The organism is Streptomyces roseochromogenus subsp. oscitans DS 12.976, assembly GCF_000497445.1.
Lineage (GTDB): Bacteria > Actinomycetota > Actinomycetes > Streptomycetales > Streptomycetaceae > Streptomyces > Streptomyces oscitans.
The window spans coordinates 3,772,852-3,798,089 of sequence record NZ_CM002285.1 but is presented as its reverse complement, the minus strand read 5'-3'; the positions used below and the strand labels follow the sequence as shown (position 1 = coordinate 3,798,089).

The 25,238-nt window shown below is 68.8% G+C and carries 21 protein-coding genes, 3 tRNA genes and 1 pseudogene; 20 read left to right on the top strand and 5 right to left on the bottom strand.

From position 1 onward, the window contains the following. Positions 1-799 (bottom strand): annotated as a pseudogene (locus M878_RS66080) (amidohydrolase family protein); the annotation flags it as partial. A gap of 624 nt (positions 800-1,423) precedes the next feature. Between M878_RS66080 and M878_RS66075 the strand changes: the two are divergent. The 9 genes from M878_RS66075 to M878_RS66035 all read left to right on the top strand — a co-directional run bounded on the left by M878_RS66075 (position 1,424) and on the right by M878_RS66035 (position 6,961). Continuing rightward, positions 1,424-1,496: transfer RNA gene (locus M878_RS66075), tRNA-Thr, on the top strand. A 46-nt stretch (positions 1,497-1,542) separates the two neighbouring features. After that, positions 1,543-1,615: transfer RNA gene (locus tag M878_RS66070), tRNA-Met, on the top strand. A gap of 90 nt (positions 1,616-1,705) precedes the next feature. Further along, complete coding sequence (gene rpmG / locus M878_RS66065) at positions 1,706-1,870, top strand: 50S ribosomal protein L33 (RefSeq protein WP_003948671.1); 165 nt, start codon at positions 1,706-1,708, stop codon at positions 1,868-1,870. Between the two features lie 178 nt (positions 1,871-2,048). Next, positions 2,049-2,501, top strand: a complete 453-nt coding sequence (locus M878_RS66060) for a MaoC family dehydratase N-terminal domain-containing protein (RefSeq protein ID WP_023547428.1) — start codon at positions 2,049-2,051, stop codon at positions 2,499-2,501. A 7-nt stretch (positions 2,502-2,508) separates the two neighbouring features. Then, on the top strand, positions 2,509-2,937 hold the full coding sequence (locus tag M878_RS66055) for a MaoC family dehydratase (RefSeq protein ID WP_023547427.1): 429 nt from the start codon (positions 2,509-2,511) through the stop codon (positions 2,935-2,937). A gap of 126 nt (positions 2,938-3,063) precedes the next feature. Next, positions 3,064-3,633: a TetR/AcrR family transcriptional regulator gene (locus M878_RS66050; protein ID WP_023547426.1), complete on the top strand. Its 570-nt coding sequence runs from the start codon at positions 3,064-3,066 to the stop codon at positions 3,631-3,633. Positions 3,634-3,811: 178 nt separating this feature from the next. Further along, on the top strand, positions 3,812-5,308 hold the full coding sequence (locus M878_RS66045; protein WP_425347932.1) for a DHA2 family efflux MFS transporter permease subunit: 1,497 nt from the start codon (positions 3,812-3,814) through the stop codon (positions 5,306-5,308). Positions 5,309-5,377: 69 nt separating this feature from the next. Then, on the top strand, positions 5,378-5,758 hold the full coding sequence (locus M878_RS66040; RefSeq protein WP_031225062.1) for a DUF3291 domain-containing protein: 381 nt from the start codon (positions 5,378-5,380) through the stop codon (positions 5,756-5,758). 147 nt (positions 5,759-5,905) lie between these two features. Then, positions 5,906-6,961: a UDP-N-acetylmuramate dehydrogenase gene (locus tag M878_RS66035; RefSeq protein ID WP_023547423.1), complete on the top strand. Its 1,056-nt coding sequence runs from the start codon at positions 5,906-5,908 to the stop codon at positions 6,959-6,961. A gap of 18 nt (positions 6,962-6,979) precedes the next feature. Here M878_RS66035 and M878_RS66030 read toward each other — a convergent pair whose 3' ends face one another. Then, positions 6,980-7,612, bottom strand: coding sequence for an NAD(P)-dependent oxidoreductase (locus M878_RS66030; RefSeq protein WP_023547422.1), 633 nt, complete (start codon positions 7,610-7,612; stop codon positions 6,980-6,982). 104 nt (positions 7,613-7,716) lie between these two features. Between M878_RS66030 and M878_RS66025 the strand changes: the two genes are divergently transcribed. Further along, positions 7,717-8,328, top strand: coding sequence for a TetR/AcrR family transcriptional regulator (locus tag M878_RS66025; RefSeq protein ID WP_023547421.1), 612 nt, complete (start codon positions 7,717-7,719; stop codon positions 8,326-8,328). Between the two features lie 95 nt (positions 8,329-8,423). Here M878_RS66025 and M878_RS66020 read toward each other — a convergent pair whose 3' ends face one another. From M878_RS66020 to M878_RS66010, 3 genes are all read right to left on the bottom strand, one after another. After that, the gene (locus tag M878_RS66020; RefSeq protein WP_023547420.1) at positions 8,424-8,606 is read right to left on the bottom strand and encodes a hypothetical protein; all 183 of its coding nucleotides are present in this window, start codon (positions 8,604-8,606) and stop codon (positions 8,424-8,426) included. A gap of 200 nt (positions 8,607-8,806) precedes the next feature. Then, positions 8,807-9,847, bottom strand: coding sequence for an adenosine deaminase (locus M878_RS66015; RefSeq protein WP_023547419.1), 1,041 nt, complete (start codon positions 9,845-9,847; stop codon positions 8,807-8,809). Between the two features lie 133 nt (positions 9,848-9,980). Beyond that, entirely contained in the window at positions 9,981-11,207 is a 1,227-nt protein-coding gene (locus M878_RS66010; RefSeq protein ID WP_031225060.1) for a pyridoxal phosphate-dependent aminotransferase, read from the bottom strand. A gap of 262 nt (positions 11,208-11,469) precedes the next feature. Between M878_RS66010 and M878_RS66005 the strand changes: the two genes are divergently transcribed. The 10 genes from M878_RS66005 to M878_RS65960 all read left to right on the top strand — a co-directional run bounded on the left by M878_RS66005 (position 11,470) and on the right by M878_RS65960 (position 24,887). After that, a tRNA-Trp gene (locus M878_RS66005) sits at positions 11,470-11,542 on the top strand. A gap of 106 nt (positions 11,543-11,648) precedes the next feature. Beyond that, on the top strand, positions 11,649-11,936 hold the full coding sequence (gene secE, locus M878_RS66000; RefSeq protein ID WP_023547417.1) for a preprotein translocase subunit SecE: 288 nt from the start codon (positions 11,649-11,651) through the stop codon (positions 11,934-11,936). 80 nt (positions 11,937-12,016) lie between these two features. Further along, positions 12,017-12,895, top strand: coding sequence for a transcription termination/antitermination protein NusG (nusG, locus tag M878_RS65995; protein ID WP_023547416.1), 879 nt, complete (start codon positions 12,017-12,019; stop codon positions 12,893-12,895). Positions 12,896-13,063: 168 nt separating this feature from the next. Next, entirely contained in the window at positions 13,064-13,498 is a 435-nt protein-coding gene (rplK, locus tag M878_RS65990) for a 50S ribosomal protein L11 (RefSeq protein WP_023547415.1), read from the top strand. A 99-nt stretch (positions 13,499-13,597) separates the two neighbouring features. Next, positions 13,598-14,323, top strand: a complete 726-nt coding sequence (rplA, locus tag M878_RS65985; RefSeq protein ID WP_023547414.1) for a 50S ribosomal protein L1 — start codon at positions 13,598-13,600, stop codon at positions 14,321-14,323. 178 nt (positions 14,324-14,501) lie between these two features. Then, positions 14,502-15,467, top strand: coding sequence for an SCO4651 family lipoprotein (locus M878_RS65980; RefSeq protein WP_031225059.1), 966 nt, complete (start codon positions 14,502-14,504; stop codon positions 15,465-15,467). 316 nt (positions 15,468-15,783) lie between these two features. Further along, positions 15,784-16,314: a 50S ribosomal protein L10 gene (gene rplJ / locus M878_RS65975; protein ID WP_023547412.1), complete on the top strand. Its 531-nt coding sequence runs from the start codon at positions 15,784-15,786 to the stop codon at positions 16,312-16,314. Positions 16,315-16,425: 111 nt separating this feature from the next. Continuing rightward, positions 16,426-16,815: a 50S ribosomal protein L7/L12 gene (gene rplL / locus M878_RS65970; protein ID WP_023547411.1), complete on the top strand. Its 390-nt coding sequence runs from the start codon at positions 16,426-16,428 to the stop codon at positions 16,813-16,815. Between the two features lie 593 nt (positions 16,816-17,408). Continuing rightward, complete coding sequence (gene rpoB / locus M878_RS65965) at positions 17,409-20,891, top strand: DNA-directed RNA polymerase subunit beta (protein WP_023547410.1); 3,483 nt, start codon at positions 17,409-17,411, stop codon at positions 20,889-20,891. Between the two features lie 96 nt (positions 20,892-20,987). After that, entirely contained in the window at positions 20,988-24,887 is a 3,900-nt protein-coding gene (locus tag M878_RS65960) for a DNA-directed RNA polymerase subunit beta' (protein ID WP_023547409.1), read from the top strand. The last annotated feature ends 351 nt before the right edge of the window (positions 24,888-25,238 follow it).

Below are 25,238 nucleotides of genomic sequence, written 5' to 3'. Positions count from 1 at the left end.
CGCGAGCTGGTCCACGGCGCGTGACGCGGCCTCGGCGGGCAGGCGCGTGATACCGGCGCACGGCCCGATCGTCACGCCGGGGCGCAAGCCGCCCGCCATGGCCGCGAGCCGGGACAACCGGGCCGGGTCGGAGGCGTCCGTGTGCAGGTCCACCGGGCAGCCGTGTTCGGAGGCCACATCCAGGACGGTCTCGACGTAACCCGTGGGATCGGGGTCCAGGTCGGGGCAGCCGCCCACCACGGAGGCGCCCATCTTGAGCGCGTCGCGCAGCATGGCCAGCCCGTCGGCCCCGGCCGCGCCGGTCAGCAGCCGCGGCATCGCCACCGTCGTCAGCTCCGAGAGCCCCCCGCAGCGAGCGCCGGGCGTGCAGGACGGCGCCCAGCGCGCCGAGCCCCTGGACGTCGCCCACGCGCACGTGCGCGCGTACCGCTGTCGCGCCGTGCCCGAGCTGCAGCAGGGCCGCCTCCGTCGCCCGGCGCTGCACGTCCTCCGGGGCGTACGACACCGGGCCGGGGTGTTCGGCGGACAGCGCGGTGTCGCCGTGGGCGTGCGGTTCGGCGGGAGCCGGCAGGAGCAGGTAGCCGCTCAGGTCCACGCGCGTGGCGCCCGACCGGGCCGGGCCCGGGGCCAGACTGCCCGCCGTGCCCACCGCCTCGATGCGTCCGCCTCCCAGCCGTACGTCCACGGTCCGGCCGTCGGTGAGCCGCGCCCCGCACAACAGCAGGGTGGCCGGGGCGGACTGGCCCGAGGATCCCGAGGAGTTCGACGGCGGGTGGGGTTGCGGCTGGCTGTCGGGCATCGCGCTCCAGGGTCGGTGCCGGGGGCTCGGGCGGGCCCTCGCGTCAGGGAGGCGCGGGCGCCCGAAGATCACGCAGAGTGAGTCGAGCCTAGGGTGGCGAGCCGCGCGGGGCGCGCAGGAGCGCAATAGTCGTACCGGTGTGGTCCGCCCTTGGCGGTACATCTGTCGCCCACCCGCGTGGCCCCAACCCGCCTCGGCGACGCCCACCCGAGTCGCTCCGGCCGCTTCCACGACGCGCACCCGAGTCGCTCCGGCCCACTTTCCCGACGCGCACCCGAGTCGCTCCGGCTCGCCTCGGCGACGCCACCGCGCGCGTGGGCGTCGCCCCTCCCGACGACGCCACCGCGCGCGTGCCCGCTCCGCTGCCGAGAGCGCGATGCTGTGCCACTCCGCGACGACGCCCCCGCGCGTGCCCGCCCCTCGCACCACGTGCTCGAGTTCGGCGCCCGGCGAGCGACGCGCACGCCCCGCTCCCTGACCGGCCCGGCCCCCTCTCCCGCGGCCGTCGGCCGGCCGCCGTTGCGGCTCATGAGGCCGTTGCGCGGGCCGGGATGGGAGGTGCGGTGGGCGGCCGGATACGGATTTGGGTGAACGGCGGCGGACCGTGTAATGTCTTCATCGCTCGCCCCAATAGCTCAGTCGGCAGAGCGTCTCCATGGTAAGGAGAAGGTCAACGGTTCGATTCCGTTTTGGGGCTCTGGTGTGAGAGGTTCCCGTCGAAAGGCGGGGCCCGATCGCATCGCAGCGGTGTAGCTCAGTCGGTAGAGCAAGCGGCTCATAATCGCTGTGTCACCGGTTCAAGTCCGGTCACCGCTACTGACAGTAGCCGATTGCGGGGTCGGTCCTTCGATCGGCTACTCTTTCTTGCGTTAAACCAGTCAATCCGTTCGTCTTAGGAGCACTCACGTGGCTGCCACCGACGTCCGCCCGAAGATCACGCTGGCCTGCGTGGAGTGCAAGGAGCGGAACTACATCACCAAGAAGAACCGGCGTAACAACCCGGACCGTCTTGAGATGAAGAAGCACTGCCCGCGTTGCAACGCGCACACCGCGCACCGCGAGACGCGATAAACAGGCTCATACGCGAGGCCGTCCCCTTCCGGGGGGACGGCCTCGCGTCGTTTCACCGGCTCGCCCGCTGGGCGGTCACCGGCTCACCCGCTGGTCGGCCACCCGTCCCTCGCGCAATTCCCGGCCGGGATCCGGCTAATTTGGGGCCAGCACAGTAAAGATCAGGAGGTGCCGGGCCATGGCGCTCGACCAGTCCTTCGTAGGACGGACCTACCCGCCCACCGCGCCCTATGAGGTGGGCCGGGAGAAGATCCGTGAATTCGCCGAGGCGGTGGGCGAGACCAACCCGGTGTACACGGATCCCGAGGCCGCGAAGGCGTTCGGCCATCCTGATGTGATCGCCCCGCCGACCTTCGTGTTCTCGATCACTTTCCGGGCCGCGGGACTGGTCATCGAGGACCCTCAACTCGGCCTCGACTACAGCCGCGTGGTGCACGGCGACCAGAAGTTCGCCTACAGCCGCCCGGTGCGCGCCGGCGACCGGCTCACGGTCACCTCCGCCATCGAGGGGATCAAGTCCCTCGCGGGCAACGACATCCTGGACATCCGCGGTGAGGTGCACGACGAGGCGGGCGAGCATGTCGTGACCGCCTGGACCAAGCTCGTGGCCCGCGCGGCCGAGGAGGCGTGAGGACCTGATGGCGGCGAAGATCGCGTACGACGACGTCGAGGTCGGCACCGAACTGCCGGCGCAGACCTTCCCCGTGACCCGTGCCACGCTCGTGCGCTACGCGGGTGCCTCCGGGGACTTCAATCCGATCCACTGGAACGAGAAGTTCGCCAAGGAGGTGGGCCTGCCGGATGTCATCGCACACGGCATGTTCACCATGGCCGAGGCGATCCGTGTGGTCACCGACTGGACCGGGGACCCGGGCGCGGTCGTGGAGTACGGCGTCCGCTTCACCAAGCCCGTCGTCGTGCCGAACGACGACCAGGGCGCCCTGATCGAGGTCAGCGGCAAGGTCGCGGCCAAGCTCGACGACAACGCCGTACGCGTGGACCTGACGGCGACCAGCGACGGCCAGAAGGTGCTGGGCATGTCCCGGGCGGTCGTACGACTGGCCTGACGGCTTGCGCGCAGTGCTGAGGTAAGGGGCGTCCTCCCGGTGGGGCGCCCCTTACATGCATGATGGGGGCGCCCCCTGTAGCCGGAGGCCTTGCCAAGTTAGTGATTGAGTACTAACTTACGATCCATGGTCAGGATGAGCGCAGAGGAGCGGCGCGAGAGCGTCATTCGTGCGGCGATCGAGGAGTTCGCGCAGAAGGGCTTCTATGGCACGTCCACGGAAGCGATCGCGACCCGCGTGGGCGTCTCGCAGCCGTACCTCTTCCGGCTCTTCGCGGGCAAGAAGGCGATCTTCGCCGCGGCGTCGCTGCGGTGCGTGGAGGACACCTGCCAGGTCCTCGAGGAGGCGGCCGAGGCCCTGGAGGGCGAGGAGGCCCTGCACGCCATGGCGAATGCCTATGTGCGGCTGATCACGGAGCAGCCCGAGAAGCTCCAGATGCAGATGCAGACGTACATCACGGTCGCGGCGGCCGAGGCGGAGGGTGGCCACGAGTTCGGTGAGGCCGTACGGGCCGCCTGGATGAGGCTCTGGGACACGGTTCACCTGCCGCTGGGAGCCGACGACGGCGAGACGACGACCTTCCTGGCGTACGGAATGCTCATCAACACCCTTGCTGCCATGGGGTTTCCGCCTGAACACCGGGTCTGGCAGGGAATGTACCCGTCGGCCCGGATCACCGGGCGGCTGGAGAAGTAGCGCATCGAGGCGGTGTCCCCGCCTCTTCAATGCCTGATTTCACGCCCGAAAAAGTTAGTTATCAATAACTAACTAGCGAATGCTCTCTGGGGGAGAGATGTCGGATCGGACAGCGCGGGGCAGCGCACGGCGCGGAAGCGCCGCCTGGGCCCTCGTCATCACCAGCGTCGCCGGATTCATGGCGGCCCTCGACAACCTCGTCGTCACCACGGCCCTGCCCTCCATCCGCAAGGATCTCGGCGGTGCGCTGGACGACCTCGAGTGGACCGTGAGCGCCTACACGCTCACCTTCGCCGTCCTGCTGATGTTCGGCGCCGCGCTCGGCGATCGCTTCGGGCGCCGCAGGCTCTTCATGGCCGGACTCGCCGTCTTCACCGGCGCCTCCGCCGCCGCGGCCATGGCGCCCGGCATCGGCTCCCTGATCGCCGCCCGCGCGGTCCAGGGCGTCGGCGCGGCCGTGATGATGCCGCTCACGCTCACCTTGCTGACCGCGGCCGTACCCGCCGCCAAACGCGGGACCGTGTACGGCATCTGGGGCGCCGTCAACGGGCTCGCTGTCGCCTCCGGACCGCTCATCGGCGGCAGCCTCACCGAGCACGTCTCCTGGCACTGGATCTTCTGGCTGAACGTTCCGCTCGGCCTGATCACGCTGCCGCTCGCCCGTCTGCGCCTCGCCGAGTCCCACGGCACCGGAGCCCCGCTCGACGTCCCCGGCACCCTGCTCGCCAGCGGCGGGCTCTTCGGGATCGTGTACGGCCTGGTCCGCGGGCCCGCCGACGGCTGGACCGACGCCGTGGTGCTCACCGCGCTGTTCGCGGGAGCCGCGCTGCTCGCGGGTTTCGTGCACCACGGCATCCACAACAAGAACCCCATGCTGCCCATGCGGCTGTTCCGGTCCCGCGCCTTTTCCGGGATCAATGCGGCCAGCCTGCTGATGTTCGTCGGCATGTTCGGCTCGATCTTCCTGCTCAGCCAGTACATGCAGGGCGTGCTCGGCTACTCGCCCACCGAGGCGGGTCTGAGGATGCTGCCCTGGACGGGCATGCCGATGCTCGTCGCGCCGGTGGCCGGGATCCTCTCCGACCGCATCGGCGGCCGGCCGGTCGTCGCCGTGGGCCTGTTGCTGCAGGCCGTCGGTCTCGGCTACATGGCCGTCGTGGCCACCGCGGACGCCTCCTACGCCGCCCAGCTGCCCGCCCTGATCGTCAGCGGGGTCGGCATGGCCCTGTACTTCGCGCCGGCCGCCAACCTGGTCATGTCCAGCGTCCGTCCGCAGGAGCAGGGCATCGCCTCCGGCGCCAACAACGCGCTGCGCGAGGTGGGCGGTGCGCTCGGTATCGCGGTGATGTCGTCGATCTTCTCCGCGCAGGGCGGGTACGAGAGCGCGCAGAGCTTCGTGGACGGCCTGCGGCCCGCCCTGGTCACCGGCTCGGCGGTGGTCGCCCTCGCCGCGGTCGCTGCCCTGGTGATCCCGGCCCGGCGGAACACCGCCAGGCTCGCCGCGGCGGACGGGCGGACACTCGCGACCGGCTCAGGAGCCTCTGCCGAGGCTCCCGCCTCGGAGACGCCCGCGACGGCCTCGTCGACCGCTGCTCCGCAGGCCACCGCCGTGGAGACCGCCGCCGTGGAGACCGCCGCCTCGGAGGCCAGTGCCATGGAGACCACTGCCGGCTGAAGCCTGCCCCGCAGCCTCGCCCCGTAACTCGCCCGGAAACCTCGCCACCAGGAGATCGCGATGCCCGGAATCCCGGCACTTCCCTGGATCGTGCCGAACACTCCGCCGCAGCACACCGAGGTGCACGTCTTCGCCTCGCGCTTCGAGACCCGCACCTTGTGGGGCGCGCTCCGCTTCCTCGTTCGAACGCCGGCCGTGTGGCGGCAGGTCGGCCGGGCACCCGGCGCCCACGGGGCCTCCCTCAAGGCACAGCCCTTGCGGAAGACCTTCTGGACACTGTCGGCCTGGGAGTCCGCCGACGCGCTGAAGGCCTTCACCCGCTCCGGTGTCCACCGGCCCGCCTCGCGTGCCCTGGCCGCCCAGATGCGCGACGCGGCGTTCGCCTCCTGGCAGACCTCCAGCGACCAGCTGCCCGTGAGCTGGGAGGAGGCGGAGCGGCGGCTTGCGTAGCCCGCCGGGCGGCCGTCCTTCGCTTCGCGTACGCGCGCGTGGGCTTCGAGAGGAGTCCACGCGCGCGTGTACGTGTGTCCCCACAGGGCAGCGGGTCCCCCCCGCGTGGATACGGCGCTGTCGGAGCCGTCTCGTAGTCTTGGGCCCGTGCAGGTACTCCACGACGCCCCTCTTGCCCCGCTGACCACCTTCCGGCTGGGCGGTCCCGCGACGCGGCTGGTCACCGCGGTGACCGACGCCGAGGTGATCGCTGCCGTCCGTGAGGCCGACGACAGCGGGACGCCGCTGCTGGTCATCGGCGGCGGATCGAACCTGGTCATCGGCGACAAGGGCTTCGACGGCACCGCCGTACGCATCGCCACGCGCGGTGTCGAACTGCGGGGCACGACGCTGGAGCTGGCGGCCGGCGAGGTGTGGACGGACGCCGTCGCCCGCACGGTCGAGGCCGGGCTCGCCGGGATCGAGTGCCTGGCCGGCATCCCCGGGTCCGCGGGCGCCACCCCGATCCAGAACGTGGGTGCCTACGGCCAGGAGGTCTCCGCCACTCTCACCGAGGTCGTCGCCTACGACCGGCGCGCCGGCGAGACCGTCGCGCTGACGAACGAGGAGTGCGCCTTCTCGTACCGTCACAGCCGCTTCAAGGCGGACCCGGAGCGCTATGTCGTGCTGCGTGTCCGCTTCGAGCTGGAGGACGCGGGCGGGCTGTCCGCGCCCGTCAAGTACGCCGAGGCGGCCCGCGCGCTCGGCGTCGAGCCGGGCGACCGGGTGCCGCTGGCCGACGCCCGCGCGACCGTGCTGAAGCTGCGGGCCGGGAAAGGCATGGTCCTCGACGCCGAGGACCACGACACCTGGTCCGCCGGGTCCTTCTTCACCAACCCGATCCTCACCGACGAGCAGTTCGACGCGTTCCACGCGCGCGTGCGTGAGCGGCTGGGCGACGGCGTCGAGCCGCCCGCCTACCGGGCGGGGGAGGGCCGTACGAAGACCTCCGCGGCCTGGCTGATCGACAAGGCGGGCTTCACCAAGGGCTACGGCAGCGGGCCCGCCCGCATCTCCACCAAGCACACCCTCGCCCTCACCAACCGGGGCGACGCCACCACCGAGGACCTGCTGGCGCTGGCCCGCGAGGTGGTCGCCGGGGTCCGCGAGGCCTTCGGGGTCACCCTGGTCAACGAACCGGTGACCGTCGGCGTGAGCCTGTAGCGCCCTGGTGGCCGTGGGCTAATAGGCCACGCCCACCCCCTGCTTCACCGTCCCCTCGTCGTCGATCATCGCCAGCATCGCGTGCGCGACATCCGCGCGTGCGATGAAGCGGCCCTTGCGCGGGAAGCCGCCGACGACGGTGCGGTAGCGGCCGGTGAGCGGTTTGTTCTGCAGGCGCGGTGGCCGTACGGACGTCCAGTCGGTGCTGCTGCGGGCCAGCTCGGCCTCTGTCCCGCGCAGGTCGGTGTAGACGTCCTTCAGGACGGCCGACACCACGCCGCGCATGGCCCGGTCCAGGGGGCCGTCGCCCTCGGGAGCGGGACCGACGGGAGCGGCGCTGACCACGAGCAGTCGGCGTACCCCCTCCGCCTCCATGGCGCGCAGGACCGTGCGGGTCAGCCGGGTGGTGACCCCGGCGTCCTTGCGGCTGCGCGCGCCCAGGCCGGAGAGGACCGCGTCCTGGCCCCGGACGGCGGCGCGCAGCTCCTCGGGGTCGGTCAGGTCGGCGCGGAACACCTCCAGCGCGTCCCCGGTGACGTCGAGCCGCGCGGGATCGCGGACCACGGCGGTCACCCGGTGCCCGGCGCCGAGCGCCTGACGCACGATCTCCCGGCCGATGCCGCCGGTGGCGCCGAAAACGGTGAGGTTCATGAGTGCTCCCGTACTCGGGATGGGTGGGTGAGTATTCACTCACCCCTGCTCCCTCTAGAGTGGGTAAGCACTCACCCACCCGTCAAGCCCGATTGGAAACCCCCATGGAGCCGAAGCCGGCGCGTGTCCGCATCCTCGACGCCGCCCACGAGCTGATGCTCACGGTGGGACTCGCCCGCGCCACCACCAAGGAGATCGCCCGCGCGGCCGGCTGCTCCGAAGCGGCCCTCTACAAGTACTTCGACAGCAAGGAAGAGCTGTTCGTGCGCGTGCTCCGCGAGCGGCTGCCCCGGCTCACCCCGCTCCTCAACAGCCTCGCCGCCGAACCCGGACAGGGCACCCTGGAAGGCAACCTCACCGAGATCGCCCGCGAGGCCGCCCTCTTCTACGAGCAGAGCTTCCCGATCGCCGCCTCCCTGTACGCCGAGACCCAGCTCAAGCAGCGCCACTTCGACGCGCTGCGCAAGCTCGGCGCGGGCCCGCACCGGCCCATCCAGGACCTGGACACCTACCTCCGCGCCGAACAGGCCCTCGGCCGCGTCCACGCCGACGCCGACACCCTCGCGGCCGCCTCGCTGCTGCTGGGCGCCTGTGCGCAGCGCGCGTTCGCCTACGACGCGACCGACGCGGGGGAGCGGCCACCGCTCGACGCATTCGCCGCGCGGCTCGCGAAGACGCTGCTGGGCGGAATCTCCGTCGCACCGGGCTCCGCGTGAGCATCACGCCGAGGGCATGACAAGCACATCCGGACTGGGGGCGTCCCGGCTCGGTACATCCGGCCCGGCACCTCAGAGCCCAAAGCCTCCGGCCTCTACGAGCACCGCGCCGTCCAGCCCCGGCAGCCGCTGCGCCAGACCTCGCTGCGCGACCCCGCCGAGTACGGCGTCCTGACCGGAGACGTCTCCACCGACACGGCGAAGTCCGACGCGGCCATGTCCGACGCGGCCATGTCCGACGCGGCCATGTCCGACGCGGCCAAGTCCGGCGCGGCCATGTCCTGCGCCCGCGCGCGGGCTGGGGCTCCGGCAGAAAGGGGTCGTCAAGGGGTCGTCTCCTCCTCACGGACCGCGTCCGGGGCCTCTGGACCGTGTCCGGGCCCTCGCGGACGGTCCCGCCAGCACCCCGCACAGTCCCGAACCCCGCCCAGTCCCGAGGTGCTGATCGGCTTCCAGGCCTGTCCGTCCTGGGCCCACCTCAGACGGCCGGGCGCGCCAGCCAGTCGTCGACGCCGGCCAGAAGGCGCGCCCTGACGTCCTCCGGGGCAGCCGAGGCCCGCACCGACTGGCGGGCCAGTTCGGCGAGTTCGGCGTCCGAGAAGCCGTGGGCGTGCCGGGCGATCTCGTACTGTGCCGCCAGCCGGGAGCCGAACAGCAGCGGATCGTCGGCGCCGAGGGCCATCGGGACGCCGGCCTCGAAGAGGGTCCGCAGCGGCACGTCCTCGGGCTTCTCGTACACGCCGAGCGCCACGTTCGACGCCGGGCACACCTCGCAGGTCACGCCCCGGTCGGCCAGCCGCTTCAGCAGCCGCGGGTCCTCCGCCGCGCGCACCCCGTGCCCGATCCGCGAGGCGTGCAGGTCGTCCAGGCAGTCGCGCACCGAGGCCGGGCCGGTCAGCTCGCCGCCGTGCGGAGCCGACAGCAGACCGCCCTCGCGCGCGATGTGGAAGGCCCGGTCGAAGTCCCGCGCCATGCCCCGCCGCTCGTCGTTGGAGAGCCCGAAACCGACCACGCCCCGGTCCGCGTACCGCACCGCAAGGCGGGCCAGTGTGCGGGCGTCCAGCGGGTGCTTCATACGGTTGGCGGCGACCAGCGCACGCATGCCGAGACCCGTCTCCCGGGAGGCGGTGTCCACCGCGTCCAGGATGATCTCCAGCGCCGGGATCAGCCCGCCCAGCCGGGGCGCGTACGACGTCGGGTCCACCTGGATCTCCAGCCAGCCCGAGCCGTCCTTCAGGTCCTCCTCGGCGGCTTCCCGGACCAGGCGCTGGATGTCCTCCGGTTCGCGCAGACAGGAGCGCGCCGCGTCGTACAGCCGCTGGAAACGGAACCAGCCCCGTTCGTCCGTGGCCCGCAGCTTGGGCGGTTCGCCGCTGGTCAGTGCTTCCGTCAGGGCCTCGGGCAGTCGTACGCCGTACTTGTCGGCCAGTTCCAGGACGGTCCCCGGCCGCATCGAACCGGTGAAGTGCAGGTGCAGATGGGCTTTCGGCAGCTCAGCGAGGTCACGTACACGCTCCATCCCAGGATCCTGCCGTACACACCTGTCACACCGGTAGCCGTTTCCCCGTACGTGGTCTTGCTCGCACACAGAAGCGGGCCGCCTCCCCCAGGGGAAACGGCCCGCACGCGCGCGTGGAGCGCAAAAACGGGAACTAGTCCCGCGCCTCCGCCAGCAGCTTCTGCATGCGGCTCACGCCCTCGACGAGGTCCTCGTCACCGAGCGCGTACGACAGCCGCAGATAGCCCGGCGTGCCGAAGGCCTCGCCCGGGACGACCGCGACCTCGGCCTCCTCCAGGATCAGCGCGGCCAGCTCGACCGTGTCCTGCGGGCGCTTGCCGCGGATCTCCTTGCCGAGCAGGGCCTTGACCGACGGGTAGGCGTAGAACGCGCCCTCGGGCTCCGGGCAGAGCACGCCGTCGATCTCGTTGAGCATCCGCACCATGGTCTTGCGGCGGCGGTCGAAGGCCTCGCGCATCTTCGCCACGGCCTCAAGGTCACCGGAGACGGCGGCCAGGGCGGCCACCTGGGCCACGTTGGAGACGTTCGAGGTGGCGTGCGACTGCAGGTTGGTGGCGGCCTTGACGACATCCTTCGGACCGATGACCCAGCCCACGCGCCAGCCGGTCATGGCGTACGTCTTCGCCACGCCGTTGACCACGATGCACTTGTCGCGCAGCTCGGGGAAGAGCGCCGGCAGGGACACCGCGGCGGCGTCGCCGTAGACCAGGTGCTCGTAGATCTCGTCGGTGAGCACCCACAGGCCGTGCTCCAGGGCCCAGCGGCCGATCGCCTCGGTCTCGGCCTCGGAGTAGACCGCGCCGGTCGGGTTGGACGGGGAGACGAAGAGCACGACCTTCGTCTTCTCCGTGCGTGCCGCCTCCAGCTGCTCGACCGTGACGCGGTAGCCGGTCGTCTCGTCGGCCACCACCTCCACCGGGACACCGCCCGCGAGCCGGATCGACTCCGGGTACGTCGTCCAGTACGGCGCCGGGACGATGACCTCGTCGCCCGGGTCGAGGACGGCGGCGAACGCCTCGTAGATGGCCTGCTTGCCGCCGTTGGTGACGAGGATCTGCGAGACGTCGGGCTCCCAGCCGGAGTCACGCAGCGTCTTCGCGGCGATCGCGGCCTTCAGCTCGGGCAGGCCGCCGGCCGGGGTGTAGCGGTGGTACTTGGGGTTCTTGCAGGCCTCTACGGCCGCCTCGACGATGTAGTCCGGAGTCGGGAAGTCGGGCTCGCCGGCGCCGAAGCCGATCACCGGACGCCCGGCGGCCTTCAGGGCCTTGGCCTTGGCGTCCACGGCGAGGGTGGCGGATTCGGAGATCGCGCCGACTCGGGCGGAGACCCGGCGCTCGGTGGGAGGGGTTGCAGCGCTCATGGAGCCCATCGTTCCAGACCGTAAACGTCCCCGGCACACGGGTTTCACGGACTGAACAGCCAGGGGTCTAGGCATGAACACGGATCCGAATCCGGGCTCCGGCCAGGACGATCTTTGGTCATGTGGCCCCGGACGGGCACTTTCTGTTCGACGCCGGGCCCCGGACCACGTACACTCTCACCTCGTTGGCCTTCAGCAGCCACCGCCGAAACCGGTGCACACCGCGCACCCGGCCGGATGCGGTACGTTGGGGGGCACACAGAGGGTCGTAGCTCAATTGGTAGAGCACCGGTCTCCAAAACCGGCGGTTGGGGGTTCAAGTCCCTCCGGCCCTGCTACACACACCGCCAGGATGTGTGCGCATGTACGTACAGCGATTGCACCGCCGTGCGGCTCAGACCGGGCGCGGCACGGCCACGACCCGGAATCAGGTGAGGCAGAATGACGGACGCCGTGGGCTCCATCGACACGCCTGATGCCCAGGACGAGGCGCTCGAGTCGAAGAAGAAGGCCCGCAAGGGTGGTAAGCGCGCCAAGAAGGGCCCGCTGAAGCGCCTTGCCACCTTCTACCGTCAGATCATCGCGGAGCTCCGCAAGGTCGTCTGGCCGACGCGCAACCAGCTGACGTCGTACACCACCGTGGTGATCTTCTTCGTCGCCATCATGATCGCGCTGGTGACCGTGATTGACTATGGGCTCAACCACGCGGCCAAGTACGTCTTCGGCTGAGCCAAGAGCGAAGGGCGCCGTGGCACCGGCGCCCGTTTTCGCATGTTCCACCCCTATGTATCCAGGAAGAAGCAGCCATCGTGTCTGACCCGAACCTGAACGACGACGCCATCGAGTCTCGCGGAACCGCTGCCGAGATGGTGGGCGACGAGCTCGACATCGTCGAGGGCGCGGACGAGCAGGACGAGTTCGAGGCTGCCGAGGCCGAGGCGGGGGAGCCGGCCGAAGAGGCTGCCCTGAACGTCGAGAACGAGGACGAGGCCGCCGAGGCCGAGGAGGCCGCCGAGGACGAGGCCGAAGAGCCTGCCGCCGAGGCTGCCGAGGAGGAGCCGGCCGAGCCCGTCGACCCCGTCGCGGCCCTGCGCGAGGAACTGCGCACTCTGCCCGGCGAGTGGTATGTCATCCACACCTACGCCGGTTACGAGAACCGCGTGAAGACCAACCTGGAGCAGCGCGCCGTCTCGCTGAACGTCGAGGACTACATCTTCCAGGCCGAGGTGCCGCAGGAAGAGGTCGTCCAGATCAAGAACGGCGACCGCAAGACGATCAAGCAGAACAAGCTGCCGGGTTACGTCCTGGTCCGCATGGACCTGACCAACGAGTCCTGGGGCGTCGTCCGCAACACCCCGGGTGTCACCGGCTTCGTCGGCAACGCCTACGACCCGTACCCGCTGACCCTGGACGAGATCGTCAAGATGCTCGCCCCGGAGGCCGAGGAGAAGGCCGCCCGCGAGGCCGCCGAGGCCGAGGGCAAGCCCGCCCCGCAGCGCAAGGTCGAGGTCCAGGTGCTGGACTTCGAGGTCGGCGACTCGGTCACCGTCACCGACGGCCCGTTCGCCACGCTGCAGGCGACCATCAACGAGATCAACCCCGACTCGAAGAAGGTCAAGGGCCTGGTGGAGATCTTCGGCCGCGAGACGCCGGTCGAGCTGTCCTTCGACCAGATCCAGAAGAACTGACACCTTCGGCGATAAAGCCACCGGCCAGGTCAGACGAGCTGTCACCGCTTGTCTGACCTGCTCGGTTTTTGGCCGCGCATCCATACCCGTTATCGTTGTGCGGTATGCCTGCGTCAGGATCGCGATCCTCTCGTGGGCATGGACCCGAATGAAAGGACCCGGAGAGCTATGCCTCCCAAGAAGAAGAAGGTCACGGGGCTCATCAAGCTCCAGATCCAGGCCGGTGCCGCCAACCCGGCCCCGCCGGTCGGCCCCGCGCTGGGTCAGCACGGTGTCAACATCATGGAGTTCTGCAAGGCCTACAACGCCGCGACCGAGTCGCAGCGCGGCTGGGTCATCCCGGTGGAGATCACGGTCTACGAGGACCGCTCCTTCACCTTCGTCACCAAGACGCCGCCGGCCGCGAAGATGATCCTCAAGGCCGCGGGCATCGAGAAGGGCTCCGGCGAGCCGCACAAGACCAAGGTCGCCAAGATCACCGAGGCGCAGGTCCGCGAGATCGCCCAGACCAAGATGCCCGACCTCAACGCGAACGACCTGGACGCGGCCGCGAAGATCATCGCCGGCACCGCGCGCTCCATGGGCGTCACGGTCGAGGGCTGAACCCACCCCCAGCAGTAATGCGGCCGTAGCCGGTCGCACGTGGCAGGGCCTGCTCGGCCCAGAGACCACGACTCCTTTCAGAACACACAGGAGCAAGTTGTGAGCAAGCGCAGCAAGGCTCTCCGCGCTGCGGACGCCAAGGTCGACCGGGAGAAGCTGTACGCCCCGCTCGAGGCCGTCCGTCTCGCCAAGGAGACCTCCACGACCAAGTTCGACGGCACCGTCGAGGTCGCCTTCCGTCTGGGTGTCGACCCGCGCAAGGCCGACCAGATGGTCCGTGGCACCGTGAACCTCCCGCACGGCACCGGTAAGACCGCCCGGGTCCTGGTCTTCGCGACCGGTGACCGTGCCGAGGCCGCGCGTGCCGCGGGCGCCGACATCGTCGGCGCCGACGAGCTGATCGACGAGGTGGCGAAGGGCCGTCTGGACTTCGACGCCGTCGTCGCCACCCCGGACCTCATGGGCAAGGTCGGCCGCCTCGGCCGCGTCCTCGGCCCCCGTGGTCTGATGCCGAACCCGAAGACCGGCACCGTGACCCCCGACACGGCCAAGGCCGTCACGGAGATCAAGGGCGGCAAGATCGAGTTCCGCGTCGACAAGCACTCGAACCTGCACTTCATCATCGGCAAGGCGTCCTTCGACGACGCCAAGCTGGTGGAGAACTACGGCGCCGCGCTGGAGGAGATCCTCCGTCTGAAGCCGTCCGCCGCCAAGGGCCGCTACATCAAGAAGGCCGCCATCACCACCACGATGGGCCCCGGCATTCCGGTCGACCCGAACCGCACCCGCAACCTCCTCGTCGAGGAGGACCCGGCCGCCGTCTGAGCCTCCCGCTCACCCGGTAGCCGCGTCAGGTACGCGTAAGCAAAGGACGGGCCCTGCAACCTTCCAGGTGCAGGGCCCGTCCTTTCTTTGTACGAGCTTTCTTTGCACGAGCTGTCGCACGACTGTCAGTGGCCCGGGCCACGGTGCGGGCACACGACTTGCATGGGGGTAGGACACGATGAAGAGCACGACGGCACGCCGGATGGCCCTCTCCGTGGCGGTGGTCGCCGCGCTGACCGGGGTGGCCGCTTGCGGCTCCTCTGACTCCGGGAAGGGCGGCAAGGCGGCCGGCGGCGCCGCGATCCACGTCAGCCCCATCGCCGCGCTGCGCTCCGCCGAGCAGTCCACCGACAAGGCGGACTCGGCCAAGGTGCGCTCCACCACGTCCATCGGCAACCTGATGACGATGACGGCGAACGGCGCGCTCACCTGGGGCGACGGCCTCAAGGGCAACCTCACCATCACCTACACCGGCGGCAAGATGGCCGACATGATGCGCCAGGCTGGCACACAGTCGATGGAGGCCCGCTATCTGCCGGACGCCTACTACGCGCACATGAGCGACACCTACGCCCAGCACACGGGCGGCAAGCACTGGATCAAGTACTCGTACGACGAGCTGGCCAAGCTCGGCGGCGCCTCCGGCTCGTACCTGAAGGGCCAGCTGCAGAACTCCACGCCGGACCAGTCCGTGAAGATGCTCCAGGCCTCCGGTGACGTGAAGAAGGTCGGCGAGGAGACGGTCTCCGGCGTCCACACCACGCACTACGCGGGCACGGTGAACGTCGCCGACCTCGCCGGCAAGAACGGCAACCTCAACGCGGACCAGCTGGCGGCCCTGAAGAAGCAGCTCGACCAGGCGGGCGTCACCACCGACACCATCGACCTGTGGATCAACGACCAGAACCTGCTGGTGAAGAAGTCCGAGCAGGCCGACACGGCGAACGGCAAGATGACCAGCACGGCCTACTACAGCGACTACGGCGTGAAGGTCTCCGCCGAGGCACCCCCGGCCGGCGACACCACCGACTTCGCGAACCTGCTGAAGTCCGGCGGCATGACCGGTGGCATGACGGGCGGCATGTCCGGCGGCACTGGCACCGGCACCGGCAGCGTGGCGGGTGGCTCCGGCACCAGCTCCTGAGCCCGGTGACGTAGCGGGACCGGGGCGCCGTAGAGCCCGATTTGCTCGGCGGCGCCCCGGTCCCGTACTCTCTTGCAGAAGCCAAAGACCGCTGGTCGTTGCCGTGCGCTCTGAACGAGGGCGCGGTGGCCGAAGGATCCGCTGAAAAGTGGGCGACCCGCGCAGGTGTCAGTGGAAGAACTCCCGGAGTACGCGCGCCGAGCGCGTGTGCGGCCGGTCGAGTCCGCCCCGTGCGCCTGCGCCGGGGCGTTTCGTTTTCCCCAGTCCTCCTTCGGGTCCGCGCGGTCCGAATCACCCGGAAGGAGGCCGAGGCTCTATGGCGAGGCCCGACAAGGCTGCCGCGGTTGCCGAGCTGACGGACAAGTTCCGCAACTCGAACGCCGCCGTGCTGACCGAGTACCGCGGTCTTACCGTGGCGCAGCTCAAGACGCTGCGCCGTTCTCTCGGTGAGAACGCCCAGTACGCCGTGGTGAAGAACACGCTGACCAAGATTGCGGCCAACGAGGCCGGGATCACGCTGGACGACCAGCTCTTCGCTGGTCCGACGGCCGTCGCCTTCGTCACCGGTGACCCGGTGGAGTCGGCGAAGGGTCTCCGTGACTTCGCCAAGGACAACCCGAATCTCGTCATCAAGGGCGGTGTCCTTGACGGCAAGGCGCTGTCCGCCGACGAGATCAAGAAGCTTGCGGACCTCGAGTCCCGCGAGGTTCTGCTCAGCAAGCTGGCCGGTGCCTTCAAGGCGAAGCAGTCCCAGGCTGCCTCCGTCTTCCAGGCGCTGCCGTCGAAGCTCGTCCGCACCGTGGACGCGCTGCGCGCCAAGCAGGCCGAGCAGGGCGGTGCCGAGTAATTCGGCTCGCTTTCTGACCCGTAGCGAAGCCGCGGGTCGCAGCGGGCCAACGTACGCCCGCCTTATCCAGTACATCCGGCACCTGCCGATTTGAGTGGAAGGACCGCCATCATGGCGAAGCTCACCCAGGACGAGCTGCTCGAGCAGTTCGAGGGCATGACCCTCATCGAGCTCTCCGAGTTCGTGAAGGCCTTCGAGGAGAAGTTCGACGTCACCGCCGCCGCTGCCGCGCCGGTCGTCGTCGCCGGTGGTGCCGCTGGTGGCGCCGCCGCCGAGGCCGAGGAGGAGAAGGACGAGTTCGACGTCATCCTCACCGGCGCCGGCGAGAAGAAGATCCAGGTCATCAAGGTCGTGCGTGAGCTGACCTCGCTGGGTCTGAAGGAGGCCAAGGACCTCGTCGACGGCACCCCGAAGCCGGTCCTCGAGAAGGTCAACAAGGAGGCCGCTGACAAGGCTGCCGAGGCCCTCAAGGGCGCCGGTGCCTCCGTCGAGGTCAAGTAAGACCTTCCGGGTCCGCACGGACTCGAACGCGCGCCGAACAGCGGCCTTGGGGCGCCATGAAAAGTGCCTCGTAGGGCTGTAACGCGAACGCAGCGAAGAGCGATCATCCATCCGGGTGGTCGCTCTTCGTCGTCTCCGGCGGGCTCGACCACGGTTACCTTGCACTCGTCTCGGCGAGGGGTATGGTGATCTTCGTCGTGTCTCCGGACGGTCTGCTTTGGGCTGGGGGGCCTTGACGAACCGCACGCAGCGCGCAATTCTCAGGACGCGTCGTCACAAGGATCCGAATCCGAGGCATGGATCGACGGCGAAGAGGGCAGTATCAACGTGCGTTGAGGGCAGGCATGCCGAGGGCGTTGACAAGAGCGGTGAGCACAGCGAGGGTCTCGACAAACCCGCACTGGACATCAGTGTGCCAAGTGGCTACACTGACCCTTTGCGCTGCCTGTTAGCTGTCCCCTGCCCGTCACCAGGGGTCTGCCCTCACTCAAGCACGGATGACAAAAGCCCCTTGACCTGGGGTTTCTGTCCCTGTGTACGGGGGAGGGGCCGGCACGCGCGTAGTGAGTCCGAGCCCTCGGAAGGACCCCCTCTTGGCCGCCTCGCGCAATGCCTCGACCGCGAATACGAACAACGGCGCCAGCACCGCCCCGCTGCGCATCTCCTTTGCAAAGATCAAGGAGCCTCTCGAGGTTCCGAACCTGCTCGCGCTGCAGACCGAGAGCTTCGACTGGCTGCTCGGCAACACCGCCTGGCAGAGTCGGGTCGAGGAGGCTCTGGAGAACGGTCAGGACGTCCCCACCAAGTCCGGTCTGGAGGAGATCTTCGAGGAGATCTCCCCGATCGAGGACTTCTCCGGGTCGATGTCCCTGACGTTCCGGGACCACCGCTTCGAGCCGCCGAAGAACTCCATCGACGAGTGCAAGGAGCGCGACTTCACGTACGCCGCCCCGCTCTTCGTCACTGCCGAGTTCACCAACAACGAGACCGGTGAGATCAAGTCCCAGACCGTCTTCATGGGCGACTTCCCGCTCATGACGAACAAGGGCACCTTCGTCATCAACGGCACCGAGCGTGTCGTGGTGTCCCAGCTGGTTCGCTCCCCCGGTGTCTACTTCGACTCCACCATCGACAAGACGTCCGACAAGGACATCTTCTCCGCCAAGATCATCCCGTCCCGGGGTGCCTGGCTGGAGATGGAGATCGACAAGCGCGACATGGTCGGTGTGCGTATCGACCGCAAGCGCAAGCAGTCGGTCACCGTGCTGCTGAAGGCGCTCGGCTGGACGACCGAGCAGATCCTCGAGGAGTTCGGCGAGTACGAGTCCATGCGCGCCACCCTGGAGAAGGACCACACCCAGGGCCAGGACGACGCGCTGCTCGACATCTACCGCAAGCTGCGTCCGGGCGAGCCCCCCACGCGTGAGGCCGCGCAGACGCTGCTGGAGAACCTCTACTTCAACCCGAAGCGCTACGACCTCGCCAAGGTCGGCCGCTACAAGGTGAACAAGAAGCTCGGCGCGGACGAGCCGCTGGACGCCGGCGTCCTCACCACCGACGACGTCATCGCCACCATCAAGTACCTGGTGAAGCTGCACGCCGGTGAGACCGAGACGGTCGTCGAGTCCGGTCGCACGATCATGGTCGAGACCGACGACATCGACCACTTCGGCAACCGCCGTATCCGCAGCGTCGGCGAGCTGATCCAGAATCAGGTCCGTACGGGTCTCGCCCGTATGGAGCGTGTCGTGCGCGAGCGCATGACCACGCAGGACGTCGAGGCGATCACGCCGCAGACCCTGATCAACATCCGCCCGGTCGTGGCGTCGATCAAGGAGTTCTTCGGTACGTCGCAGCTGTCCCAGTTCATGGACCAGAACAACCCGCTGTCGGGGCTGACGCACAAGCGTCGTCTGAACGCCCTCGGCCCGGGTGGTCTCTCCCGTGAGCGGGCCGGCTTCGAGGTCCGTGACGTGCACCCCTCGCACTACGGCCGCATGTGCCCGATCGAGACGCCGGAAGGCCCGAACATCGGTCTGATCGGCTCGCTCGCCTCCTACGGCCGGGTCAACGCGTTCGGTTTCGTCGAGACCCCGTACCGCAAGGTGGTCGACGGCCAGGTCACCGACGAGGTCGACTACCTGACCGCCGACGAGGAAGACCGCTTCGTCATCGCGCAGGCCAACGCGCCGCTCACCGAGGATCTGCGGTTCGCCGACCGCGTCCTGGTGCGCCGCCGTGGCGGCGAGGTCGACTATGTCTCGGGTGACGAGGTCGACTACATGGACGTGTCGCCGCGCCAGATGGTGTCGGTCGCGACCGCGATGATCCCGTTCCTGGAGCACGACGACGCCAACCGTGCCCTCATGGGCGCGAACATGATGCGCCAGGCCGTGCCGCTGATCAAGTCCGAGGCCCCGCTCGTCGGCACCGGCATGGAGTACCGCTCCGCGGTCGACGCCGGCGACGTGGTCAAGGCCGAGAAGGACGGTGTGGTCCAGGAGGTCTCCGCGGACTACATCACCACCGCCAACGACGACGGCACGTACATCACGTACCGTCTGGCCAAGTTCTCCCGGTCCAACCAGGGCACCTCGGTCAACCAGAAGGTCGTCGTCAACGAGGGCGACCGCGTGGTCGAGGGCCAGGTCCTCGCCGACGGCCCGGCCACCGAGAACGGCGAGATGGCCCTCGGCAAGAACCTGCTCGTGGCGTTCATGCCGTGGGAGGGTCACAACTACGAGGACGCGATCATCCTGTCGCAGCGCCTCGTGCAGGACGACGTCCTCTCCTCGATCCACATCGAGGAGCACGAGGTCGACGCCCGTGACACCAAGCTCGGCCCGGAGGAGATCACCCGGGACATCCCGAACGTCTCGGAGGAGGTCCTCGCCGACCTCGACGAGCGCGGCATCATCCGCATCGGTGCCGAGGTCATCGCCGGCGACATCCTCGTCGGCAAGGTCACCCCGAAGGGCGAGACCGAGCTGACCCCCGAGGAGCGCCTGCTGCGCGCGATCTTCGGTGAGAAGGCCCGTGAGGTCCGTGACACCTCGCTGAAGGTGCCGCACGGCGAGACCGGCAAGGTCATCGGCGTGCGCGTCTTCGACCGCGAGGAGGGCGACGAGCTGCCGCCGGGCGTGAACCAGCTGGTCCGCGTCTACGTCGCGCAGAAGCGCAAGATCACCGACGGTGACAAGCTCGCCGGCCGTCACGGCAACAAGGGTGTCATCTCGAAGATCCTGCCGATCGAGGACATGCCGTTCCTGGAGGACGGCACCCCGGTCGACATCATCCTCAACCCGCTCGGCGTACCGTCCCGAATGAACCCGGGACAGGTCCTGGAGATCCACCTCGGCTGGCTCGCCAGCCAGGGCTGGGACGTCTCCGGCCTCGCCGACGAGTGGGCGCAGCGCCTGCAGACCATCGGTGCCGACCAGGTCGCCCCGCGCACCAACGTCGCCACCCCGGTCTTCGACGGTGCCCGCGAGGACGAGGTCACCGGCCTGCTGGCCAACACCCTGCCGAACCGCGACGGCGACCGTATGGTCCTGCCGTCCGGCAAGGCCCGGTTGTTCGACGGTCGTAGCGGTGAGCCGTTCCCCGACCCGATCTCGGTCGGCTACATGTACATCCTGAAGCTGCACCACCTGGTCGACGACAAGCTGCACGCCCGCTCGACCGGTCCGTACTCGATGATCACCCAGCAGCCGCTGGGTGGTAAGGCGCAGTTCGGTGGCCAGCGCTTCGGTGAGATGGAGGTGTGGGCCCTCGAGGCCTACGGCGCCGCGTACGCCCTCCAGGAGCTGCTGACCATCAAGTCCGACGACGTCACCGGCCGCGTGAAGGTCTACGAGGCGATCGTCAAGGGCGAGAACATCCCCGAGCCCGGCATCCCCGAGTCCTTCAAGGTGCTCATCAAGGAGATGCAGTCGCTCTGCCTGAACGTGGAGGTGCTGTCCAGCGACGGTATGTCCATCGAGATGCGTGACACCGACGAGGACGTCTTCCGCGCTGCGGAGGAGCTCGGCATCGACCTGTCCCGGCGCGAGCCGAGCAGCGTCGAAGAGGTCTGACGGGAGTCGGGCGGGCCTCCTGACCAGGAGGCCCGCCGACCCCCAGGCCCCCGTTTCAGACCACAGACTTACGACCCTGAGAGGGATTGACGCATAGTGCTCGACGTCAACTTCTTCGACGAGCTCCGGATCGGCCTGGCCACCGCTGACGACATTCGGCAGTGGAGCCACGGCGAGGTCAAGAAGCCCGAGACGATCAACTACCGCACCCTGAAGCCCGAAAAGGACGGACTCTTCTGCGAGAAGATCTTCGGTCCGACCCGGGACTGGGAGTGCTACTGCGGCAAGTACAAGCGCGTCCGCTTCAAGGGCATCATCTGCGAGCGCTGTGGCGTCGAGGTCACGCGCGCCAAGGTGCGCCGTGAGCGGATGGGCCACATCGAGCTGGCCGCGCCCGTCACGCACATCTGGTACTTCAAGGGCGTCCCGTCGCGCCTGGGCTACCTGCTCGACCTGGCCCCGAAGGACCTGGAGAAGGTCATCTACTTCGCGGCGTACATGATCACGTACGTCGACGAGGAGCGCCGTACCCGCGACCTGCCCTCCCTGGAGGCGCATGTCTCGGTCGAGCGCCAGCAGATCGAGAACCGCCGCGACGCCGACCTGGAGGCCCGCGCCAAGAAGCTCGAGGCCGACCTGGCCGAGCTGGAGGCCGAGGGTGCCAAGGCCGATGTGCGCCGCAAGGTGCGCGAGGGTGCCGAGCGCGAGATGAAGCAGCTGCGCGACCGCGCGCAGCGCGAGATCGACCGCCTCGACGAGGTGTGGAACCGGTTCAAGAACCTCAAGGTCCAGGACCTGGAGGGCGACGAGCTGCTCTACCGCGAGCTGCGTGACCGCTTCGGCACGTACTTCGACGGCTCGATGGGTGCCGCGGCGCTGCAGAAGCGCCTGGAGTCCTTCGACCTGGAGGAGGAGGCCGAGCGGCTCCGCGAGATCATCCGCACCGGCAAGGGCCAGAAGAAGACCCGTGCCCTCAAGCGCCTGAAGGTCGTCTCCGCGTTCCTGCAGACGTCCAACAGCCCCAAGGGCATGGTCCTGGACTGCGTCCCGGTCATCCCGCCGGACCTGCGTCCGATGGTGCAGCTGGACGGTGGCCGCTTCGCGACCTCCGACCTGAACGACCTGTACCGCCGTGTCATCAACCGCAACAACCGCCTGAAGCGCCTTCTCGACCTCGGTGCGCCCGAGATCATCGTGAACAACGAGAAGCGCATGCTCCAGGAGGCCGTCGACGCGCTCTTCGACAACGGCCGTCGTGGTCGCCCGGTCACGGGCCCCGGCAACCGTCCGCTGAAGTCGCTGTCCGACATGCTCAAGGGCAAGCAGGGTCGCTTCCGTCAGAACCTGCTCGGTAAGCGAGTCGACTACTCGGCGCGTTCCGTCATCGTCGTCGGCCCGCAGCTGAAGCTGCACCAGTGCGGTCTGCCGAAGGCCATGGCGCTGGAGCTGTTCAAGCCGTTCGTGATGAAGCGCCTGGTCGATCTGAACCACGCGCAGAACATCAAGTCCGCCAAGCGCATGGTGGAGCGCGGCCGCACCGTCGTGTACGACGTCCTCGAAGAGGTCATCGCCGAGCACCCGGTGCTGCTGAACCGTGCTCCCACCCTGCACCGCCTCGGCATCCAGGCCTTCGAGCCGCAGCTGGTCGAGGGCAAGGCCATCCAGATCCACCCGCTCGTCTGCACCGCGTTCAACGCGGACTTCGACGGTGACCAGATGGCCGTGCACCTGCCGCTGTCCGCGGAGGCGCAGGCCGAGGCCCGCATCCTGATGCTGTCCTCGAACAACATCCTCAAGCCGGCTGACGGCCGTCCGGTGACGATGCCGACCCAGGACATGGTGCTGGGCCTGTACTTCCTCACCACGGACTCCGACGCCCGCGTGGTCAAGGGCGAAGGCCGGGCCTTCTCCTCGGTCGCTGAGGCGATCATGGCGTTCGACGCGGGCGAGCTGTCGATCCAGTCGCACGTCGACATCCGCTTCCCGGTGGGCACCATCCCGCCGCGCGGCTGGACCCCGCCGGCCCGCGAGGAGGGCGAGCCGGAGTGGCAGCAGGGCGACAGCTTCACCCTGAAGACCACCCTGGGCCGTGCGCTCTTCAACGAGCTGCTGCCCGAGGACTACCCGTTCGTCGACTACCAGGTCGGCAAGAAGCAGCTCTCCGAGATCGTCAACGACCTCGCCGAGCGCTACCCGAAGGTCATCGTGGCGGCGACGCTCGACAACCTGAAGGCGGCCGGCTTCTACTGGGCCACCCGTTCCGGCGTCACCGTCGCGTTCTCCGACATCGTCGGCCCGCCGGAGAAGCCGCAGATCCTCGAGCACTACGAGGAGCAGGCCCTCAAGATCCAGAAGCAGTTCGAGCGTGGTCTCGTCACCAAGGACGAGCGCACGCAGGAACTGATCGTCATCTGGAACAAGGCCTCCGGCGAGGTGGCCGAGGCGATGCAGGCGAACTTCCCGCGTACCAACTCGATCTACATCATGATCGAGTCCGGCGCGCGAGGAAACATGATGCAGCTGCGTCAGATCGCCGGTATGCGTGGTCTGGTGTCCAACGCCAAGAACGAGACCATCCCGCGGCCCATCAAGGCGTCGTACCGGGACGGCCTCACGGTGCTGGAGTACTTCATCGCCACCCACGGTGCCCGTAAGGGTCTGGCGGACACCGCCCTGCGTACCGCCGACTCGGGTTACCTCACCCGTCGTCTGGTGGACGTCTCGCAGGACGTCATCATCCGCGAGGAGGACTGCGGCACCGAGCGTGGCCTCAAGCTCCACATCGCGGAGCGCGACGCGGACGGCGTGCTGCGCAAGGCGGACAACGTCGAGACGTCCGTGTACGCGCGCTGCCTCGCCGAGGACATCGTGGTCGACGGCAGGGTGCTGGCCCCGGCCGGTACCGACCTGGGCGACGTGCTCATCGACGAGCTGGTCAAGCACGGTGTCGCGGAGGTCAAGACCCGCTCGGTCCTGACCTGTGAGTCCGCCGTCGGCACCTGCGCGATGTGCTACGGCCGTTCTCTCGCGACCGGCAAGCTGGTCGACATCGGTGAGGCGGTCGGCATCATCGCCGCCCAGTCCATCGGTGAGCCCGGTACCCAGCTGACGATGCGTACCTTCCACACCGGTGGTGTGGCCGGTGACGACATCACGCAGGGTCTGCCGCGTGTCGTCGAGCTCTTCGAGGCCCGTACCCCGAAGGGTGTCGCCCCGATCTCCGAGGCGAGCGGCCGCGTCCGCATCGAGGAGACCGAGAAGACCAAGAAGATCGTCGTCACCCCGGACGACGGCAGCGACGAGACGGCGTACCCGATCTCCAAGCGTGCCAAGGTCCTGGTCAGCGAGGGCGAGCACGTCGAGGTGGGCCAGCAGCTCACCGTGGGTGCCACGAACCCGCACGATGTGCTGCGCATCCTGGGCCAGCGTGCCGTCCAGGTCCACCTGGTCGGCGAGGTCCAGAAGGTCTACAACTCGCAGGGTGTGTCGATCCACGACAAGCACATCGAGATCATCATCCGGCAGATGCTCCGCCGCGTGACGATCATCGAGTCCGGCGACGCCGAGCTGCTGCCCGGCGAGCTGGTCGAGCGCTCGAAGTTCGAGACCGAGAACCGTCGTGTGGTCCAGGAGGGCGGTCACCCGGCCTCCGGTCGTCCGCAGCTGATGGGTATCACCAAGGCCTCGCTGGCGACGGAGTCCTGGCTGTCGGCCGCCTCCTTCCAGGAGACGACCCGAGTCCTGACGGACGCGGCGATCAACGCCAAGTCCGACAGCCTCATCGGCCTCAAGGAGAACGTCATCATCGGTAAGCTCATCCCGGCCGGTACGGGCCTGTCCCGCTACCGCAACATCCGGGTCGAGCCGACCGAGGAGGCCAAGGCCGCGATGTACTCGGCCGTCGGCTACGACGACATCGACTACTCGCCGTTCGGCACCGGCTCCGGCCAGGCCGTTCCGCTGGAGGACTACGACTACGGTCCGTACAACCAGTAAGGCGTGCGTCTGACGCACTGAAGGGCGGTCACCCCAAGGGGGTGGCCGCCCTTCGGCGTGGTGCGCTCACAGGCGTTCCTGGAGCCTTTGCGGCGGTTTCGCGGAGGGCCGGCGGGCCTGGAATCGTCGATTCGAAGATCACGTAGCGTACAGCGGCTTGACATGGGGCGCAGGCCCAGGCCGCCGGGCTCCATTTGTTTTGACCACAGCGAATGAGGTAGGTACGCTCAGACCTTGTGCCTGGGGTGTGCCCTGGCTCTCGTGCGTGCCTTCAAACCGCATTGCGAGCCGCGTTCGGCCACCGTAATCTGCGCCCTTTTCGCCTTGCGGCGAAGGTCTGCGGGATTCGAC